Source organism: Cohnella soli (genome assembly GCF_042655525.1).
Classification (GTDB): domain Bacteria; phylum Bacillota; class Bacilli; order Paenibacillales; family Paenibacillaceae; genus Cohnella; species Cohnella soli.
The window spans coordinates 750,236-769,015 of the sequence record NZ_JBHSMI010000067.1; the positions used below are offsets into that span (position 1 = coordinate 750,236).

The 18,780-nt window shown below is 50.5% G+C and carries 17 protein-coding genes; 2 read left to right on the forward strand and 15 right to left on the reverse strand.

Annotated elements, in window-relative coordinates; all coding sequences use genetic code 11:
• Nucleotides 1–20: 20 nt before the first annotated feature.
• From ACFPOF_RS32625 to ACFPOF_RS32680, 12 genes are all read right to left on the reverse strand, one after another.
• Nucleotides 21–2,459, reverse strand: coding sequence for an alpha-L-rhamnosidase-related protein (locus ACFPOF_RS32625; protein WP_378140218.1), 2,439 nt, complete (start codon nucleotides 2,457–2,459; stop codon nucleotides 21–23).
• A gap of 37 nt (nucleotides 2,460–2,496) precedes the next feature.
• Complete coding sequence (locus tag ACFPOF_RS32630) at nucleotides 2,497–3,330, reverse strand: carbohydrate ABC transporter permease (RefSeq protein ID WP_378140220.1); 834 nt, start codon at nucleotides 3,328–3,330, stop codon at nucleotides 2,497–2,499.
• A 17-nt stretch (nucleotides 3,331–3,347) separates the two neighbouring features.
• Nucleotides 3,348–4,226 carry a carbohydrate ABC transporter permease gene (locus ACFPOF_RS32635; RefSeq protein ID WP_378140222.1) on the reverse strand — a complete coding sequence of 293 codons (879 nt, stop codon included), beginning with the start codon at nucleotides 4,224–4,226 and terminating at the stop codon, nucleotides 3,348–3,350.
• Between the two features lie 89 nt (nucleotides 4,227–4,315).
• Nucleotides 4,316–5,848 carry a type 2 periplasmic-binding domain-containing protein gene (locus ACFPOF_RS32640; RefSeq protein WP_378140224.1) on the reverse strand — a complete coding sequence of 511 codons (1,533 nt, stop codon included), beginning with the start codon at nucleotides 5,846–5,848 and terminating at the stop codon, nucleotides 4,316–4,318.
• A gap of 71 nt (nucleotides 5,849–5,919) precedes the next feature.
• Complete coding sequence (locus ACFPOF_RS32645) at nucleotides 5,920–8,148, reverse strand: alpha-amylase family glycosyl hydrolase (protein ID WP_378140226.1); 2,229 nt, start codon at nucleotides 8,146–8,148, stop codon at nucleotides 5,920–5,922.
• On the reverse strand, nucleotides 8,145–8,324 hold the full coding sequence (locus ACFPOF_RS32650) for a hypothetical protein (protein WP_378140228.1): 180 nt from the start codon (nucleotides 8,322–8,324) through the stop codon (nucleotides 8,145–8,147). The genes ACFPOF_RS32645 and ACFPOF_RS32650 overlap by 4 nt, the downstream gene beginning before the upstream one ends.
• Nucleotides 8,314–9,231 (reverse strand): hypothetical protein, encoded by a 918-nt coding sequence (locus tag ACFPOF_RS32655; RefSeq protein WP_378140230.1) that lies wholly within the window; start codon nucleotides 9,229–9,231, stop codon nucleotides 8,314–8,316. Before ACFPOF_RS32655 ends, ACFPOF_RS32650 begins: the two co-directional genes overlap by 11 nt.
• A 185-nt stretch (nucleotides 9,232–9,416) precedes the next feature.
• Nucleotides 9,417–10,451, reverse strand: a complete 1,035-nt coding sequence (locus tag ACFPOF_RS32660) for a LacI family DNA-binding transcriptional regulator (RefSeq protein WP_378140232.1) — start codon at nucleotides 10,449–10,451, stop codon at nucleotides 9,417–9,419.
• 172 nt (nucleotides 10,452–10,623) lie between these two features.
• Complete coding sequence (locus ACFPOF_RS32665) at nucleotides 10,624–10,938, reverse strand: EthD family reductase (protein WP_378140234.1); 315 nt, start codon at nucleotides 10,936–10,938, stop codon at nucleotides 10,624–10,626.
• Nucleotides 10,939–10,971: 33 nt separating this feature from the next.
• Nucleotides 10,972–11,319 (reverse strand): YciI family protein, encoded by a 348-nt coding sequence (locus ACFPOF_RS32670; RefSeq protein ID WP_378140235.1) that lies wholly within the window; start codon nucleotides 11,317–11,319, stop codon nucleotides 10,972–10,974.
• Nucleotides 11,320–11,493: 174 nt separating this feature from the next.
• Nucleotides 11,494–12,009, reverse strand: coding sequence for a DUF1003 domain-containing protein (locus ACFPOF_RS32675; protein ID WP_378140237.1), 516 nt, complete (start codon nucleotides 12,007–12,009; stop codon nucleotides 11,494–11,496).
• A gap of 28 nt (nucleotides 12,010–12,037) precedes the next feature.
• Nucleotides 12,038–12,511: an NUDIX domain-containing protein gene (locus tag ACFPOF_RS32680; protein ID WP_378140474.1), complete on the reverse strand. Its 474-nt coding sequence runs from the start codon at nucleotides 12,509–12,511 to the stop codon at nucleotides 12,038–12,040.
• A gap of 188 nt (nucleotides 12,512–12,699) precedes the next feature.
• Between ACFPOF_RS32680 and ACFPOF_RS32685 the strand changes: the two genes are divergently transcribed.
• Entirely contained in the window at nucleotides 12,700–13,314 is a 615-nt protein-coding gene (locus ACFPOF_RS32685; RefSeq protein ID WP_378140239.1) for a TetR/AcrR family transcriptional regulator, read from the forward strand.
• A 67-nt stretch (nucleotides 13,315–13,381) separates the two neighbouring features.
• Complete coding sequence (locus ACFPOF_RS32690) at nucleotides 13,382–15,688, forward strand: MMPL family transporter (protein WP_378140241.1); 2,307 nt, start codon at nucleotides 13,382–13,384, stop codon at nucleotides 15,686–15,688.
• 85 nt (nucleotides 15,689–15,773) lie between these two features.
• Here ACFPOF_RS32690 and ACFPOF_RS32695 read toward each other — a convergent pair whose 3' ends face one another.
• The 3 genes from ACFPOF_RS32695 to ACFPOF_RS32705 form a co-directional block, all read right to left on the reverse strand.
• Nucleotides 15,774–16,295: a hypothetical protein gene (locus ACFPOF_RS32695; RefSeq protein ID WP_378140243.1), complete on the reverse strand. Its 522-nt coding sequence runs from the start codon at nucleotides 16,293–16,295 to the stop codon at nucleotides 15,774–15,776.
• Between the two features lie 1,443 nt (nucleotides 16,296–17,738).
• Nucleotides 17,739–17,864: a YwiC-like family protein gene (locus ACFPOF_RS32700; RefSeq protein WP_378140245.1), complete on the reverse strand. Its 126-nt coding sequence runs from the start codon at nucleotides 17,862–17,864 to the stop codon at nucleotides 17,739–17,741.
• A 303-nt stretch (nucleotides 17,865–18,167) separates the two neighbouring features.
• Nucleotides 18,168–18,737 (reverse strand): dihydrofolate reductase family protein, encoded by a 570-nt coding sequence (locus ACFPOF_RS32705; RefSeq protein ID WP_378140247.1) that lies wholly within the window; start codon nucleotides 18,735–18,737, stop codon nucleotides 18,168–18,170.
• Nucleotides 18,738–18,780: the final 43 nt, after the last annotated feature.

Consider the following 18,780-nt stretch of genomic DNA (forward strand, 5'->3'; position numbering starts at 1 on the left):
TCCTCCTCAAGGATCAAGCGTTATCCAACAATCGAACCCGCAGAACGCAAATGAACGACGACTTCGTAAGGGTCCGCTTCCGGTACCGTGAACGATTGTCCGTTCGGAAGCTCCACGGTTACCGGAATATGTCGGGGTCCCTGAACGCGCAATCGAAACCGGTCTTCGCCATCCAACTCCCATTTGACGTAAACCGTCCCTTGCGCCGTAGCCACTTTGCCTTCCGCCCAAGCGAGATGGCCTAGCCGAGGTTGAACCTTGATCCGCTTAAACCCCGGCTCGGCGGGTTTCACGCCTAATATTTCCGCGGGAAACTCATAGAGAGGGGTCGCTCCCCAACCATGGCAATCGCTTCGTTGGGAGACGGGATCCTCTACCCAAGTCGTCAAGTTAAGCTCCGCTAGCCGTCTCCATGTATCCCATAGCGGGAACGACCGTTCATAGAGTCCGGTATCGGACATAGCTCGGAACAAGTAAAACGCCATGGCATAGGAAACGACGGGCAATGATTGATCGACCATCATCGTTTCCAGCAGTTTCCGCGCTTCCGCTCCGCTCGCCGTACCGGATAATACCGCCCATATTTGGGCGTGCTGCGAAAATTCCTCGGCTTCAGGACCGTCCCTGAACATCTGCCGCCCTTCCGACCAGCAATTTGCCCGAATCGCTTCGTTTAAACTATCTGCGCGCAGCCTGTACTCCTCTGCCGTTGCGGTTCTTCCGGCAAAATCGTTCAGCTCCGCGGCCGCTTGCAGAGCCGCAGCGTATTGCATGCTAAGTATGGCAAGGGGTCCCTTTAGATTGGCGGCAGGCACTCCCGCGAAATCCCGCCATTGTTCGACCCAATCCACGAAAGACCAATACTGCGGAGGCATTCGATCGACGAGCCCCCGCTCGTCAAGCTGCCGCTCGAACCAACCTAGCACCGCGTCCATCGTGGGCAAATACATGCGGACGAGGTCCGCATCGGCGAAATACCGATAGTGGTCGTGAACCATCATGATCCAGTAGAAGGAAAACCCCGGAATGATTTGCGGATACAGCGAAGGATAACGGCTTTGCAGCATCCCGTTCGGGAGCAGCGAACTATGGAAATCGAATATCGCTTTGCGGGCCAGCCGGTCGTCTGCGCTCAGATGATAAGTAAACAATACCTGCAGCCTCGTATCCATCGCGTACTGCATCTGTTCGTAAAACGGACAATCTTCATAAGTCTCGTGCATGCAGCGTTTTAACGTATTCATGCTAATGTCCCACAGCTTCCGCAACGATTCATCCGAGCTGCGGAAATCCGCCTCGATCTCTAACGGATATCCCGTCTCCCGGTAATTGAACCGATGAATGACTAAAGGCTCGCTGCCGACTTCGACAGATAACCGCACGAAGCGGAACGTACGGAACCAGAACGGTTCGTAGCTCTCATAACGTCCCAAAGACGGATCACCGAAACCTTGAATGCTGTAGATATCCTCCTCTCCAAGCAGCAATCCTTTCGAATGATCGTCGCGAATTCCCTTGTTGCGGCGAATCGTGGATTCGGGAGGATCCTCGTAGCACTCGGCGCACAGAATACGAACGCTGCTCCCCCGCCCTCCGGTCATCGCAAGCCGCAAGTACCCCGTCGTCAGTTCCCCCGCGTCCAGTTCGATCAAGAAACGCTCGCCTGCTTTCAATTCGAACCCTTGATCTCCTTCCGGCATCCGGCCGTCATGCGGTAGATGAAAGCTGGGCTCAGCCTCCTGTCCGCCTACGATTCTTGCAATCGAACGAAATCCTCTTTCTTCTTCATACAAGGGAGGGATCGGACGCGGCGTAAGCGGCCAAGGTGTAAGCTGACCATATGTAGAATCGTATGCGTCGGCGATTACCGAAGCTTTATCCCAATGCCGGTCGTCATACTCGATCTCTTCCCAGCCGTGCGGCAACGAAGCCCCGTCTACCCGCTCCGCTCCCCCGACATACAGCGTTTCAAGTTCGCCAGGATGAAACGAAAGCGCCCTGTCTTCAAGACAAACCCATTGTTCGCTGCTGCTTAGCTCAATGATAGCGCAACCATTTTCGTCGACGAGATCGCCTTCCAAGAAAAAGGCGCCCGTATTGGAGCGCCAGACGGATGCTGGCCCCCCCACGCCCAAAACAAAAGGTTCCGAAACGGTGAAATGAAGCACCTTTGCCGCCAACACGTTCATCCCTGGCAGCAAATGTTCCGTCAAATCGACCGTCTCGTAATGATGGGTATAACGATCTCCTTTACAAGGGCCGACCGAAACCGATTTGCCGTTCAAATATAAACGGTATCGGCTATCCGCCGATACCCGGACAACCAGCTTGCCGGCACCCTCGGCGGGAAGCGCGAAGCTCCTTCGAAAATAGACGAGCTCGTGGCGGCCTTCCGTCGCCGAGACCTCCGTCCTTTGCTTCCATATCCAATGCGCTTTCCATGCTCTATGCTGCTCCATTCTAACCTCCTGTTGATCGCGAATATTCGAATTAAATTTACAGCTTCAACGCGCCGCTGGTCATGCCGGAAATAAACTGCCTGGAAGCCGCGATAAAAAACAGAAGCAACGGCAAACTGGAAAGGAGGTACCCGGCGAACAACGGTCCGCCTTGATCGTTGAATTGGGACGTAAACGTCAATAAGCCAACGGCCACCGTCTTCTTGGCATCATCGGTCAATACGATGGAAGGAAGGATAATGTCGTTCCACGTATTGAGAATGTTCAAGATGACCAATGTCGTAATAATCGGCCGGCTAAGCGGTACGGCGATCCTCATGAACGATTGAAAGATCGAGGCCCCATCGATATAAGCCGCCTCGAACAGTTCCCCGGGCAGCTTCTCCATGAATCCGCGCATCAAGAAAATTCCGAACGGCACCCCTCCCGCGATATAAGGGCCGATCAGTCCCCAACTCGAATCGATCAGTTGCAGATCGCGGATGAGAATAAATAACGGAATCAAAGATAAAATGCCGGGTATCATCATGAGCGAAATAATGACGTAGAAGATGGCCTCCCTCAGCGGAAACCGGAACCGAGCCAGGATGAAACCGCTGATCGAAGACAATATAACGATGCCTAACGTCGCGGCGACGGTAATGATTGCCGTGTTCATCAAGAAAGGACGAACCGTCTCCCAAGCGAGCGAATAATTTTCGAAGTGGACAGGAAGAGTGAATCCCCAAGGATCATGGGTATCCTGATCGAAGTTTTTGACGCTTTTCAAAATCATCGAGATAAACGGATAAACCGTGAGCAGCAGCAATATCCATAACGCAAGATGAGAAACGAGCTGCCCGGTCGGGAACCGTCTGGATAATACTTTCATATATCGTTCCTCCGAATCTATTGATCCGCTTTAATGAATTTCATATTGATGAACGTTATAGCAAGGATCACGATAAAAATAACGAAACCGATCATCGACGCATAACCGAAATTGCTATAAGAGAAGGCTTGCTCGTACATCAGCCATCCCGGGACCGCCGTAGAGGAGCCTGGTCCTCCCTTCGTAAGCACGAGCTGAACGCCGAATCCTTGAAGGCCTCCGATAATGCCCAGCACGACCATCAGCTTGATTTGCCCGGTGATGAGCGGCAAATCGATACGGAAGAAACGTTTGACACCGACCGCCCCTTCAACTTCCGCCGCTTCGATCACTTCTTGGGAAATGCTTTGGAACCCGGCCAAGTAGATGAGAAATCCCAGCCCCGCCACCCAAGGAAAACCGATCAACACGATGGAGTTCAAAGCCATGGAAGGGTCTCCGAGCCATCCGTATTCATGCGGCAAACCTAAAGATGCGAGCGCAGTATTGAACAACCCCGTTAACGGGTCCATTAGGCTTTTCCAGAGAAGCAATATGACGACTCCGGGAACGACCATCGGCAAAATGAACATGTAGCGAAAAAATCCGGACAGCCCGGCATTTTTGAGATTAAATACGAGCGCCGCTCCGACCAGACTCATGACATTCCCGCAGATTAAACCTACTATGAGCAGGTACAGCATGTTCCATATGGAATCCAACAAGAAGGAGTCTTCCATCATATACTCGAAATTTTGCAACCCTACCCATTCGGCCGTCGCCCCGTTCCAGTTCGTGAAAGCATGGTATAAAGCGGATAACGGGGGATAAAAGCCGAATAGGAGCAGAATCGCCAGCGTGGGCAATAAAAACATGTAATAGAGCTTTGCCCGGTAAAGCCGCCTAACGTATCCCATGAGATCTTCTCCCGTCAAAAACAAGAATAAGTCATGATGACGGAGCGCAATCGATGCCGCCCCGCGCTCCGTCATCACATGAAGTTACCTTACCATTTCGACTCGTCGTATTTGTGCTGCTGAAGTAGACTGTTTACGCTCTTCTTCATCGCTTTATCGAGTTCGGCGAGCAATTTGTCCAAACTGATCGAGCCTAACAAATAATCGACGGACAGCTTCTCGTAGGCTTGGCCGTACTCGGGACCCGCAAGCACCGCGGCGTAGAAAGCGCCCCAAGTTAAATAGCCGTCTTTATAATCCTGTTGGAACTGGTCGTACATAGGCTTGAACATTTCTACGGCTTCCGCGCCGTTCGCAGCCGGAATGGCCGCTTCCAGCTTGTTCACCAGACGGGCGTTGTTCTTCGGAGCGGTTAAGTACATCAGGAAGTCCGCCGCCAGATCGGCCGTTCCTTTCTTCTCGGCCGAATTGGTCAACTGCCATGCCGTGGCATAACCTGCCGTTCCACGAATCGTGTTGGCTCCCCCGAATGGGGATTCTTCCTGCGATAAGATCGGGAATGACATCGTTCCGTACTCGAATTTGCGTTCTTTATCGTCTTGGACATTGCGCATATGAATGCCGACCGCTTCGATCATGGCTACTTTTCCGGTTACGAACGCCTTATAAGCGTCCGTGCTGTTCCAGCCTTTAGGGTATCCGTCAGTCTTTTCTTTTTTCAGCTTGTAGTATTCGCGGTTTTCCGGGGAATCGACTTTATATAAGCCATTCTTGTACGCGCGAACGAATTCTTCCTGATCGACGATGCCGTTAGGCGTAAGGACGTCCCATTCTTTGATCTTCTTGGCGAATACCGCCGTTTCGAGCGTAATGTCGGACCAACGGTAGATAGGCATATAAGGAGCGACGCCGATCGCCTTCAGTTTTTTCTCCGCATCGAAAAACTCGGTATATGTGACCGGCGGCTTGTCTATGCCGGCTTTCGAGAACAACTCTTTATTGAAAATAATGCCGATCGGTACCGCGTCAATCGGAATGTAATACACTTTGCCGTCGCCGGATTTGTTTAACCAAGACTCGTTATACAAGTCCTTCCATTTCGCGTTTCCTTCCGCGTACGGGTTAGGCATGTCCAAATATTTGTCGAACGGCAATACCCAGCCCTTCGGATAGTCTTCATCTTTGAATGTTCCAATTTGATAGATAATATCCGCAGCTGTTCCGGCGGCAAGCTGCGCGACGGCTACTTTGCGATCTTTGGATTTGGTGGGCGATAAAATCTCGATTTTCGCTTCCGGGTGCAGCTTCTCCCATTCGTCCGCCAATACACGAATTTCGTTGTAGGGGTGAGGGTTCGCATCGGATTTTTCCATGCTCGTCGTCGGCGCATAGTCGGTGAAATCCCCGCCCGGATCGACTACGATGACTTTTTTCTCGGCGGATTGTTTCGGGTTCTCCGCTTTTGCCGATTCGCTCGCGCTCGCGCTTGCGCTTGCGCTTGGCTTCGGCTGATTGTCGCCGGATGCCTGCTCTTTATTTCCACCGGAACTGCAAGCCGACAGAACCAGCGTCGCAGTCATGGCGACAGCCAATGTTTTGTACCATTTATTAGATTGAATCATTTCATGACCCCCACATTTTTGAGATAATGGTAACGCAACCATTTTGTTGTAGACTTCCGCCCGGCCACCCGTTAATGGCTCAGGGGAATCCCTTCCAGTACATATACGCCATAGCCGTCAAGCTTCATCGGCCAACCCGAAGCCATTTCGGAACCGTTCAATTCGAAAGTTCCTTCAGAAGACTGCATAAGATCGCATACTTTCCATCGTTCGGAATCCGCCGTAATAAAACTTTCAGTTCTCAATTCCCCGATACTCAATTCAACGCGTTTCGTATCGTTATCCGGATTGGCGATAAACAGCAGCCAACGCTGCCTATATGTCCAGAGGATCGCGATGATTCTCGGATCGCTTGCGACTATTCCGCGATAGTTGCACTCCCCCGCCGCCATCGTTTCGTTATGCTCGCGTATTCCCATAATGGATCGGTAAAATGCCTCGTTTCCTTGTTCGGCGCCGTAGAACGACATGAATCCGCCGTTCATGAACGCCGCGGTGCCGACCAACACTCGGTGCGCTTCGGGTCCGAATGCTTCTCGGTTGAATTGGCCATGATGGAAGCCGGCCCATTCGTGCGAATCGTGAGAATCGGTTTGATGAACGACGCTTATCCCTTCGGGCATTGCGGCTTCCGCCTCTTCAAGCCATTCCGCCAGGTCTCTCCAGGTCAACGTATTCTCCGAAGTTTTCCTCCAGAACTTGTCGGACATGCCTCTCGGATCGGTAACGTTGGCCATCGCCGGATAAATCCAGTGATAGTCGTAGTTGTAGCGATACGGATGATATCGGGCGACAAGCGGCCCGCAGCCTTCGGTGTACATGATTTTGCCAGGGTAAGCCGCGGCAACCTTCGCTCCGATTCCTTCCATCATGCGATAACCCGCGTATAACGCCTCGTAAGCCGGCCTATCGATAAGCGGGTCCCAGTTCGGGAAGAAATTCCACGTTTGCGCATCCAGCCTGAAGCCGTCGATGTCGAGTTCCCGGATCAGATGGATCATCGCGTCGGCGATGTGCTTCTGCAGTTCGGGATTGGATAAATCGAACGATCGCGTATACGTGCGGGCGAATTCCCCGTTCTCATGTCGCGAGAACCATTCCGGATGCCCTTCAAGATATGGCGAATCGAAGCGATAATCCCCTTCCGGCATGCACCAATCCTTCGGTTCTTCCTCAAGCGGCCCATGGAACACGATGTCGATGATGACCTTGATTCCGACATTTCGGGCTGCCTTTACGAGGTTTCTTAATCCGCTCCGATCCCCGAACGTCGTATCGATATCGAAGAAGTCGTAAACCGAATAGGACGGAAACGGAAACCTCGGCATCACTTCCAGCGCGTTGTATCCCAGCTCCCGAATATAAGGTATTTGCCGGATCGCATCGTCATAGCTCGAGAATACGGTTCTGCCCATTTTCTCGCCGATTTGGATTTCGCAAATGCTCAACTTTCGGCGGTCGGACAGTTCCTGCCCGGCGTAACGATACGAACCGAAGCTTCTCGCGGCCTGCCTAACCGCCTCGACTCTGTCGCCGGAATATCGGCCGAAATAAAAAGTTCCGACCTCCAGCGTCTCTCCCGGAGCTAGCAAGCACGGGCAATACACCGTACTTTCCCGCAAAACCTGATCGTCGATGCGAAGAAGCCTCGATTTCATCGGATACACGTCGCTCGCCCACCAGGTCAACGCGGCGGCATTTTCCTTGGCGTCATATACGCCCATAATCCCGGAACGATTACCCGGCTCATCCGATCCGTAAGGCGTTGGCCGCTCCGAAGCGAACTGCATGGGGTTCGGATAATGCGCAACCTTTCGGCGGAGTTCATAAGGCAAATCCGCTTCCGGCGCGTATCCGGGCATTAAAATCTCGCAATCTCCGAGCCTGTCCTTTCCCAATCCCTCGACGATCCATTTCAGCGAACGGATCACGCGTTTCTCTGCGCCAAGATTCGCAAGATTAACCTGTAACGATACGTCGGATTCTCCAATTCGGAAAATAAGGGATAGTCTCCAATCCGTCCCCGCTAAGAGGTTCAGCTTAAGAAACGCTTCTTCGTCGGCTGCACCCGGCTTGAAATCGACGGATTCCAGCACCCCATCTTCTCCGATCCGGTTCGTTCCCCGAACGTTTATCATCTGCCCTTCGTTGTTAGGACCGCTTTCGCCATCCACGTCAAACCGAACGGGCTGCCGGGAGAAAGCGAATTCCTCCCGTCCATCCACCGACATGGACAAAGGCTGTCCCGTCATCGCGTCGTAGCCGATTCGAATTCGCCGATGTTCGACATAGTTGATCAACTGTTATGTTCCCTACTTCCCGGGACGGCTTCCGTTTGAACGGGCGGTCCGTTTTCCGTCCTGAACCGTTCCATTTCCTGCAGAACGGCAGCATGCTGCATATGAAGCAGTTGCATTTGGGCTTCGATCAGGCGCCTTTTGAGCTCAAGGTTTTCCAAATACAATTCAAAGTGCATGATCGGCTCCATTTGTATCGATATAACCGACCCGGTTGGAACCGTTATAAAATTCGATCTTCTGCGTCGAGGAATTGTACTTCATCTTAATCGTGTTGGTCGATTCAAGCGCGATACTCTCGTTCGCCTTGATTCGGATAGCCGAATCGGAATGCGTACCTGTCGATAGATCCAACCCGACATTGTTCGTACCCGACGATCGAAAGGCATAGGTACCATTCGACTGAACGTCTACGCCGGTCGTTACGCTTCCCGTCAAGAGCAGCCCTTTTTGAAAAGAGCCTTGGTTGGCATCTCCGTTAACCGGCCCGAGCCGTATTCCCGCATACGCCTGGCATGCCGACCCTGCGGCTACCCCTTTACCGACTACGATATCGATCCCCAACCGGATATGGTTCGTATCCAGACCGTTGGCGAATACATCCACTTCCAAACCCAGAAGCCCGGTCGTGCCCGCGTTCTGAGTATGGTCGCGAGCTTCGAATACGCCGGCCCACGTCGGTCCCGTTCCATGCCGGTTGCCTTGCCCGTAAAGGGCTACATTCTCTCCCGCGCTGGCGAAATTGTTAAGCACGCTTGTAATGCCCCACTCATAAGCGGCTACTCCATTCCGAACCGTATCGACAACATACAACGCGCTGTTGACATAACCAGGACTTCCGCCTGAATAATTGGCGTCCCTGGAAATATTCATGGATGACGTCGTCGATGTGGCTGGCGCGTTGACTTGCACAGTTCCGGTAAAGTTCGTCGTCCCTTGATCCGCCGCCTCCACGAATTCGGCGGGTAGAATGCTGCCTGCCAACAAGGCAGCCCCTGCCGCTCCGACAGAAGCAAGGAATCTTTTTCTGCTTACGGTTTTCTCCTGGAGCGTATGCTTGTCACCGTACGGCGCTTCTTCGGGCATACCATCTCTCCTCGAATGATATCGCTACCATTTGTAGTTAACCAGAAATGCACGACTAGCGTTTACCGCTGCTAATTTCCCCTGTCATTACAAGATAATAAATAATGATTGCGCAATCATTGTGTTCATCATATCGAGCCATCTTATCTTTGTCAATAGAGAAAACGACTCATGCTGAATTGAATTTACTTCTGCGCTTCCGCCGTGCTCTCCCTGACAAGCAGAGCCGGTTTTAAGGTAATGTTGCTATTATCGTCGATACCGTTTATTTTCTTCACGAGCAATTGGGCGGCCACCTCTCCGACTTTATTCTGAGGATGGGCAACCGTCGTTAACCGCGGAAATATTTGATCTCCGACGTTTATTCCATCTATGCCGATAATGGAAAGCTCTTCGGGGATTTTGATGCCTAAGCGATGGGCGGCATGAATAACGCCAACCGCAAGAAGATCGTTCCCGGCGAAGATCGCCGTGGGCCGAGGTTCCTTCTGCAGCAAGCGGGTCGCCGCTTCTTGCGCTACTTTCACATCTTCGGACAAGATGAGTTCAACGAGGGATGTATCGAATTCGATTCCGAATTTGCGGTGGGCATCTTTATAGGCCCGAAGACGATCGATCCAAACATTGGCATCCCGCTCGACCGATATGTGCGCGATTCTCCGGTGTCCCAATGAATGCAGATGATCCATGGCGATTAGTCCAGCCATATAGTTGTCCACTTCTATGCATGACAAAATCGTTGAACGAGGGTTGGGATCCATGAGGACGATGGGAATGTTTTTTTGTTTCATGTTCACCAATTCCTCCAGATGGGAATGAAACTTTTCCTGGAGTTTCAAGGAATCGAATTCGATCGACGTGATGACGATCCCGTCCACACGCTTCTCCAGCAGGAGCTCCAGATTGTGAGTAGCGGTATCGTAATCCTGCGCATTGCATATAATGACATTTTTGCCGAGCGAGCGGGCCATCGTCTCGAGGCCAAGAATAAACTCGGGATAATAAGGATTGGCGATGTTGGACAGCAGCAAGCCGATCGTGTCGGTTCTGTTCGTGACCAAGCTTCTTGCTATGCTGTTCGGTTTGAAATTCAATTCTTCGATCGCTCTCGTTACTTTGGCCCGAGTAGCCGGTTTCACTTGCTCCGGGGAACTGATGACCCGGGATACGGTAATGGGAGAAACTCCCGCAAGTTTGGCGACGTCTTTCATCGTAATCATAAGGCTCTCCGTCCTAAAATAAATAATGATTGCGTTATCATTAATTATGATAGATTGATTTCTTGAAGGTGTCAAATCCCGCGGATTTAACACCGCACAAGAGACATCGCCCGCGTGGCAATGTCTCTTGTTCTGTGATTTATCTTTGTGTTGTTCACGATCCGACCGGGCTTTACACGATCTCCTCAAGTTCATAGATCATGCTGCGCACGCCCGGACATAATCTTTCAAGGTTCGCAATCACATCATCGCGAGCCGCTTCTCCTGCCGGTGACTGAAATGCTTTTTTAAGGTCATCCATACTGTCCCAATCCAGCTCGGCCACGAGATAGTATGGGCCCTCTGCTGAAATGGGCGCTATGTTACGGCTTAAGGAATAGCGGCGGAGACCCGGAAGCTTTTTGGATATAGGGATGTGAACCTCGCGGTAGTGCTTCTCGAATGCCTCAATATCTTTTGGCTCGTTGTACAGGATGACGAACGTCATGCGTTCGGTGCGGAATTTGGCTTTAGCATAGAATCATCTCATTGGCGGAAGATTCTCCCGGACTTCAGCTGCGTTAACAGGGCTGCGTGCGGCCCACTCAAGAGCTGTATCAAGGTCGGGTACTTCGATAACGAAAATACCGCCGATCTGTTCCTTTGTCTCGGAAAACGGACCGTCTTCCACGAACATCTCGCCATTACGACGTCGTACTGTCGTAGCCGTTTCGGGGGCGTGGAGGCCACAACCGCTGACGACGACTCCGGATTCGAGAATGGCTTTTACATAATGGGACCAGCCTGCAAGGTATTCCTGTTGCTTGGCTGGGTCACTTCGTGCGGCGAAGTCCTCAGGGCTTTCGTAAAACATAAGGGTGAATTGCATGTTTGTTGGCTCCTTTTTTGGGTTAGTAATTTCCTCTCACATGATAAAGTCGATCTAAGAATGACGATTTCTACATTTCCGAAAATATTTTTTTCGAGGGACTGTCCCGAAAGTAAAGGACCTCTACTCCACTGAAGCGGGGCCGAGGTCCTTTTTGCCAACTTCAAGCATGATCTATGATTTCGACTTCATTAATTCTTTTATTTCATTCAATCCGTTGTTCACTTCTTGTCTAAACGCTGCAAAATCTGCCTCTAATCTATGTAGATGGCCCTGCATATCGTCAATTTCTTGCTCAGCTCTATAATTGATAGCATAGTCAATGATAGATTCTTTTTTATCCCTTGCAGCTTGGCGATTTTGAGACATCAAGATGATTGGCGCTTGAAATCCGGCAAGAAACGATAGTACCAAATTCAGAAGAATAAATGGCGGTTCGTCAAAATGAATCACCCTCGTAAAAGAAAGAGAGTTCATGACGACCCATGCGGCTAGCACGATAAAGAAAATAATAATAAATCTCCAACTTCCGCCGAACTCTGCAATTTTATCTGCCAGTTTCTCCGACCATTTCGTTGATTTTGTGTAGTTTTCATTCAATTGTGAATGAATCTGTTTCTCAAACTCATCGACCAATCGATTGACTCTTTTTCCATAGCTTGAAAAATCTTCAGCTGCTTTATTCTCCATCGCTCACGAGTCTCCCCTCACAAAATAATCAATTTATGTCTCTTATATAAATGCCATGCGGATGGTGACCCTTAGCCATATCAATAATGTAAGGAATCAATTCTCTCGGAAAAAATCTAAATTCCTCAATATATTTTAAAGAAATCCATTCGATCTCTAGAGCGTCCTCGTCCGGGCCTGTTCCACTTCCTATGTTTTGCTCATCCAATATCTCGCACAAAAACATGTGATCTATCACATGAGTATGAGAACCACTTAAACTGCTTCCAGTGTGGTTTGCTCCAATGTATTCTCTCAGAATGGCAAATTGCTTAACTTCAATATGACAGCCCACTTCCTCTAAAAAATTGCGCTTTAAAGCCTCTATTAAATGTTCACCATATTGTTGTACCCCGCCCGGCAAAGAGTATTCGGCATTGAATTTCTTGTCACTCCTCTTGATCGTTAGCAGTCTGTTGTTTACAACTACAATGCCCTTTACACCGCTCCTCACGTTCACCATTAACACCCCTTAGCTCCAAATTACTCCTTAAATATTCGCCCGAAATTATAACTTTCCCTTTAACTATCAAAAGATACTTTTCGCACATTTTTCTGCCTCCCTGTCACAAAATTGCCCAAACTGCAAAATTGCACTTTGGGCAAAATTCGTGCTATGATTCAAAAAAAGAACCGGGGTGAATCAGGGGGATGAGCAAACCTAGCTTAAGGGATCTGAAAAAGGAGGCGACCGCTCACGCCTTGGCGGAAGCGGCATTCGAGCTCGCGTTGGAGCATGGCATGAACGGCTTCGTCGTCGAGGACATTGCGCAACGCGCCGGCTACTCCCGAAGAACGTTCGCGAACTACTACTCCTGCAAGGAGGAAGCCGTTGCAATGGTGGCCTTACCGTTCCACGGCTTTGACGAAGGTCTTGAATTAGTGGAGAAAATGCCCGAGAACATCACTCTGCTGGACGCGATGTATCAGATGATGAAGCTGCAGATGACGGCGGATTACTTTCGGATTATGCGCCAGCTCACATTGTTAGCCAAAGAGTATCCGACGCTCTATCCCTATATTCTGAGCACGCAATTCAAGCAACAGGAGATGGCGCAGGATATTATAACCCGCTTGTTCCATGGAAGGTACCCGGAAGGGTACTCCCATCTGTTCATCGGCGCTTTGACCGGCGCATTTAGACCTCTCCACGACGGAAGCCTCAACGTGCTCCTGCCGGGGCAATCGCAGGATGAAGCGCCCGGCGCCATCACGTTCGATGCGTATTTGGACACGATTTTCGGTTACTTGCGTAACGGATTCTAGAGCATCGCACCCGCTATGCGGGATATACAGAATAGAACGCTATACGAAGAGAGGGGAGACATTTAACATGTCTAATTTATTGTACCGAATCGGCAAGACCGCTTACGACAATCCCTGGCGCTTCATCGCAAGTTGGGCCGTCATTCTCGGCATCGTGCTGGCCATTCTTGGCGTCAACGGCATCCATACGAGCTCCGAAATGAAAATCGCGGGTACGGAATCCCAAAAGGTGCTGGACAAACTCGCACAAGAGCTTCCGGCGGCTTCCGGCGGACAAGGGAGCGTCGTGTTTACGGCTCCGAAGGGCGAACGGCTGGATACACCGGAACGGTTAAAGGCGATCAGCCATGCCGTAAAAGAAGTCTACTCGCTCGACTTGGTCCTTAACCCTGCGGACTATGCCGACAAAGCTGCTGCGGCATCCGCAGACGCCCAGAACACCGCTGCCCAACAGAACGAACAGGCTTCAACTTCGGCTGAATTGCCTCCTTACGGCCCGTTAATCGTCGACGGCGCACCGTTGGGTAACACTTTGATCTCTTCCGACGGCAGCGTAGCGTTGTTCCAGTTCCAATTTACGGTTCAACAGACGTCCGTGCCGGATGACGTCAAAGCCGCTGTCATCGATGCCGTCAAGGTAGCTGAACAAGGTACCGGCATCGTCGCTTTACCTGGCGAAACGCTGTCGCCGAAGCCCCCGATGGGCGCGACGGAAGCGATCGGTATTGCCGTTGCCGCGGTCGTTCTGTTTCTTACGCTCGGCTCCGTCGTCGCAGCCGGCCTTCCGCTACTCATCGCGATCGTCGGCGTCGGCATCGGCGTCGCCGGCGCATATGCATTCTCAAAATTCATTACGATGACCAGCATCACGCCGGTGCTTGCGCTCATGATCGGACTTGCCGTCGGCATTGATTATTCCCTGTTCATCATTAACCGGCAACGCCGAATCATTCTCGATCAAGGACTGAGCGCTCGCGAAGCGGCGAGCAGAGCGATCGGCACGGCCGGCAGCGCCGTGTTCTTCGCGGGTTTGACGGTCGTTATCGCCTTGGTCGGCATGCTCGTCATCGGCATCGGTTTCTTGTCCACGATGGCGCTGGTCGCAGCGGCGACCGTATTCATCAGCATGCTCGTCGCTTTAACGTTGCTGCCGGCGGTGCTCGGCTTGGTCGGCGAGCGCATCTGCTCGGCGAAATTGCGCGAGAAAAGCAGATCGAACGCATCCGCTCATTCGCATAAAACATCGTCGAAATGGGTGAATAGCGTCGTGAAGGGACGCTGGGCCGTCATTGTCGGAGTAGTCGCTCTTCTCGGTGTTGCTGCCATTCCCATCGCGCGAATGGATCTCGGCATTCCTTCCAGTGCTACGGCAAACTTGGATACGACGACAAGACAAAGCTACGACGCGATCGCCGGCAGCTTCGGGGAAGGCTTTAACGCTCCGCTGCTTATCGTCGCCGAACCAACGGACTCCGCCGGCGCAATAACGCCGGAAATGCTAGGCGGCCTCGTTCAAGAGCTTCAGCAATTGAAAAACGTCTCGTTGGCGACGCCGATGGGCGTGAACGAGACCGGCAAGATGGCCATCCTGAACCTCATTCCGCAATCGGGTCCGACTGACAAGGAAACGAAAGACCTCGTCAAGGCGCTGCGCGATCCCGCTTCAGCCTTCGCGAAGAAATACGGCGTCACGCTTGGCGTAACCGGATTTACGGCCATCAATATCGATATGTCGGCGAAGCTTGCGGAAGCTTTCCCACTCTACGTCGGCGTCATAGTCATCCTATCGATTATCATCCTTCTGCTCGTGTTCCGTTCCGTCATCGTTCCGATTAAAGCGACGGTAGGTTTCCTACTCAGCATTCTGGCTACCTTCGGCATCACGACGGCCGTGTTCCAGTGGGGATGGCTCCACTCCCTCTTCGGCTTCGATACCGGCGGTCCGCTGCTTAGCTTCCTGCCTATTCTAGTCACCGGCATTCTGTACGGCCTGGCGATGGATTATCAAGTGTTTCTCGTCAGCTCGATGCGCGAATCATACGTCCACGGACACCAGGGGACGGATAGCGTCATCGACGGTTACAAGCAATCCAGCCTTGTCGTCGTAGCTGCCGCGGTCATCATGGTCTCCGTCTTCGCCGGCTTTATTTTCGGCCACGATATTATGATTAAGCAGATCGGCTTCGCGCTCGCCGTCGGCATCCTGATCGACTCCTTCCTCGTCCGCATGACGCTTGTCCCGGCCATCATGGCGATCTTCGGCGACAAGGCATGGTGGCTGCCGAAATGGCTGGACCGCCTCTTGCCGAATCTCGACGTCGAAGGCGATAAGCTGCTCGCCGACCTGAAAGCCCGTGAGCATAGCGCCGTTTAATATTAGCGTCGTTAAACATACTAGAACCCCCGACCTCAATTACAGGAGGTCGGGGTTTCGGGTTTAGTCGGACAACGTCGTGATGTCACCGACTTTTCGAAAACGCTTTTGTCATTTCCAGATTTTCCAGCATAAATTTGGCGTTATTCTTGTAAAGCTCAAGAATGTTATAGATCTCTGTTGATCTGTTTGTCTTAATGGTAACAAGCACCTTCTGATAAGTATTTAACATTACAAAAAGTTCATTGGCATTTTCAATTGGCTGTAATTCTCTAAGCGAAACACCTTCTAATTCCTTTATGTTTTCCTTAAATACCCCTCTAATTTCATCATCCACATAAAGGTCAGCTACAGCTTCGGAATAAATCGACTCAACAATGTCATTGCCTAAAGTTAATGGGTTATTCTTCATTTTTGGAGGCAACATTAATGCACAACTGTATATAAAAGACAGACCCACATAGAAAATCAAAAACGATAATACAAGATCGCCTATCTCGAAATCGTCATAAAAAAGGCTAATCATTGCGTCAATTGAAATAGTAATGATCGTCATTTTTAAAAAGAGAAGCGAAATTGAACTGAAATCAATCTTTAAACCCTTCATCTTTCCACAGCTCTCCTTGATGTAAAATATATCCTAGTATTATATCAGGGACTGTCCCAAAAGCCATTTTGCGCTTTCTTGTGCCCCGCGTGTTTCTCGTCCACATCCCCCTTTTGGTTGCCGTTCTGCCCGATTTTGTACGAATTTTCATACACATACGCTCGTCCAATTGAGGATCCTCCCGATTTTGTGTGAATTTTCATACACACACGCTCGTCCGGTTGCCGACCTACCCGATTTTGTGTGAATTTTCATACACATACCCATCCGGTCGCCGATCCTCCCGATTTTGTACGAATTTTCGTACACATTCGCTCGTTTAGTTGTTAATCGTTCGACGCTCATTCGAAGCAATCGTCGGTTATTCGTCGATTGTACCGTCGTAGAAAGGACCTCAGCCTCCACATTGAAGTGGTGGAAATTGAGGCCCTTTCACGTGTGAATAGGGACGTTCGCCTGTCAAGCGAACACTTTTTATACGAAAATGTAAGTCCCTAAAAAGCGCAAAAAGAAGAACGGGTCCCTTCGCTCAAGGGGGTCGTCTTTCATTTTAAGGTGCAAAGTCACGAGTGAGGAAAAACCAGACCAATAGCGCCCCACCTCCAAGAAATACTACCAATCCAATCAACAGAAATATCCCAATTTTTTGTTCTAACGAAAGCTTTTTTTTCAAAATTACCCCTCCAACTTACTCAAATAGCCTCTCGGTTGTCACCGAGGCAAATGGGACAAGGGTTTCCTCGTTCTAACAAGTATAATTTCCTCCTACTCTCGTAGGGGGTCTTGTATTTCAGCTAATTACTCCAAATGGAAGATTGTTGATCTTGGATGAGTACCTTGCAACATGTTAATACAACTGCACAATACCATTTTCAACACAACTTTATCAAATACTCCCATCAAAAACAACGATTTGATTTCTTGATTATCAGCACTTGAGTACTCTTTACAGTTGCCGCTCAATTGTTACTGACAGAATTGACTGCCAAAGATTGTCTAATAAAATGACCGTATCTCAATAAAGAAAAAGGATGCCTCCATTTTTATGTAGACCTGTTGGACAGGATCTCTGGAGACATTCCTCGAAAAAGTATCGTAGATATTGTATCAAAGTATGAGATGTTTGAGACGAAAAAAGGTGTTTTTTCACAGGGCAATCGCTTCCGGAATTAATCTGCAGCTAGGGATGGAGTTTTTTTAATTGTGGCGACGCTAAGGCCCACTGTCACTTTCTCCGATTTGCGCTTGGCATGCCATTGATTAACGAGCAAAAGCGCCAGAAGCGGAATGCCGAAATACAAGAGCGACGGCGTATCCACGAGCCGAGCTATCAACAAACGAGCGCGACAGACCATAATCAACGCCCCACTTGATCCAGTACACATTGTTTGAAGTTCAATTTGTTGCTTGAAGGAACGGGTACGATGACAAAAACAATAATAATCACACCAGAAATAGAGGAACATGCGCCCATCGAGGGATGCCCGCCAACATTCCGAGAAGAATCGGTACGCTGACCATCGCCCAATCGCCTTGTTCGTGAGGAATCACGACACTCCGATTATTCAAGACATCACCCCCTCCCCCCTCCAGAGGAATGATTCACGATAATGCTACGGACAACACAGATGTCTTCGGGTAAAATAATAGCTAAACGACATGAAGGAATTTGTTCCATGAAACAAGAAAAAGCGTCCGTGTTTCTACAACAGATGATTTTGTTTCATCATCTAAACGAGCGGTTGTTCGTCGATTGTACCGCCGTAAAAAGGACCTCAGCCCCCACATTGAAGTGGTAGAAATTGAGGTCCTTTCACGTGTGAATAGGGACGTTCGCCTGTCATGCGAACACTTGTGGGACATCCCCCTCCATCATTTCTCCAACTCATAGCGGACCGCGACAACGCCCGACTTGAACGTTCGGTTCGCCAGCAACTTGAGCTTGGTTTTCTCGCCGACGCCGCCGAATATCGATTTTCCGCCGCCCAGTACGACCGGACAAATCGTAAGCAGAAGTTCGTCGATTAGCCCGAGCTCAAGCAACGTCTTGGCCGCCCCCGGGCTGCCAAAGATGACGAGGTTTTTGCCAGGTTGCTCCTTGAGCGCGTTGATTTCCTCTGCGATATTGTCTTTGATCAGCAATGTATTGTTCCATTCAGCCTTGTCCATCGTGCTGGAAATGACGATCTTCTGTACATCCTGCACCCATTTGGCATGCTCCATTTCATGCTCCGACGCATTCGGATCGTTCAGCACCGTGGGCCAGTAGCTCTCCATCAACTGATAAGTCGTGCGTCCGTAGACGGGAGAGCCGACTTCGGCTACGACTTCCTCGGCATATTTCTGTAATTCATCGTTGTATGGAATCCAATCCAGAGCACCATTCGAATCCGACGCATACCCGTCAAGCGACACATGCATGAACAATACAAGTTTTCTCATTTCGATTCTCCTCCGATTTCGAAATTTGGCTCAGCTTTCCGGG

Bases quoted from the DNA above. Each gene is read 5' to 3' on its own strand.
- ACFPOF_RS32625 (WP_378140218.1), bottom strand. From the start codon at position 2,459: ATGGAGCAGCATAGAGCATGGAAAGCGCATTGGATATGGAAGCAAAGG.
- ACFPOF_RS32630 (WP_378140220.1), bottom strand. From the start codon at position 3,330: ATGAAAGTATTATCCAGACGGTTCCCGACCGGGCAGCTCGTTTCTCAT.
- ACFPOF_RS32635 (WP_378140222.1), bottom strand. From the start codon at position 4,226: ATGGGATACGTTAGGCGGCTTTACCGGGCAAAGCTCTATTACATGTTT.
- ACFPOF_RS32640 (WP_378140224.1), bottom strand. From the start codon at position 5,848: ATGATTCAATCTAATAAATGGTACAAAACATTGGCTGTCGCCATGACT.
- ACFPOF_RS32650 (WP_378140228.1), bottom strand. From the start codon at position 8,324: ATGCACTTTGAATTGTATTTGGAAAACCTTGAGCTCAAAAGGCGCCTG.
- ACFPOF_RS32655 (WP_378140230.1), bottom strand. From the start codon at position 9,231: ATGCCCGAAGAAGCGCCGTACGGTGACAAGCATACGCTCCAGGAGAAA.
- ACFPOF_RS32660 (WP_378140232.1), bottom strand. From the start codon at position 10,451: ATGATTACGATGAAAGACGTCGCCAAACTTGCGGGAGTTTCTCCCATT.
- ACFPOF_RS32665 (WP_378140234.1), bottom strand. From the start codon at position 10,938: ATGACGTTCGTCATCCTGTACAACGAGCCAAAAGATATTGAGGCATTC.
- ACFPOF_RS32670 (WP_378140235.1), bottom strand. From the start codon at position 11,319: ATGCAATTCACCCTTATGTTTTACGAAAGCCCTGAGGACTTCGCCGCA.
- ACFPOF_RS32675 (WP_378140237.1), bottom strand. From the start codon at position 12,009: ATGGAGAATAAAGCAGCTGAAGATTTTTCAAGCTATGGAAAAAGAGTC.
- ACFPOF_RS32680 (WP_378140474.1), bottom strand. From the start codon at position 12,511: ATGGTGAACGTGAGGAGCGGTGTAAAGGGCATTGTAGTTGTAAACAAC.
- ACFPOF_RS32685 (WP_378140239.1), top strand. From the start codon at position 12,700: ATGAGCAAACCTAGCTTAAGGGATCTGAAAAAGGAGGCGACCGCTCAC.
- ACFPOF_RS32690 (WP_378140241.1), top strand. From the start codon at position 13,382: ATGTCTAATTTATTGTACCGAATCGGCAAGACCGCTTACGACAATCCC.
- ACFPOF_RS32695 (WP_378140243.1), bottom strand. From the start codon at position 16,295: ATGAAGGGTTTAAAGATTGATTTCAGTTCAATTTCGCTTCTCTTTTTA.
- ACFPOF_RS32705 (WP_378140247.1), bottom strand. From the start codon at position 18,737: ATGAGAAAACTTGTATTGTTCATGCATGTGTCGCTTGACGGGTATGCG.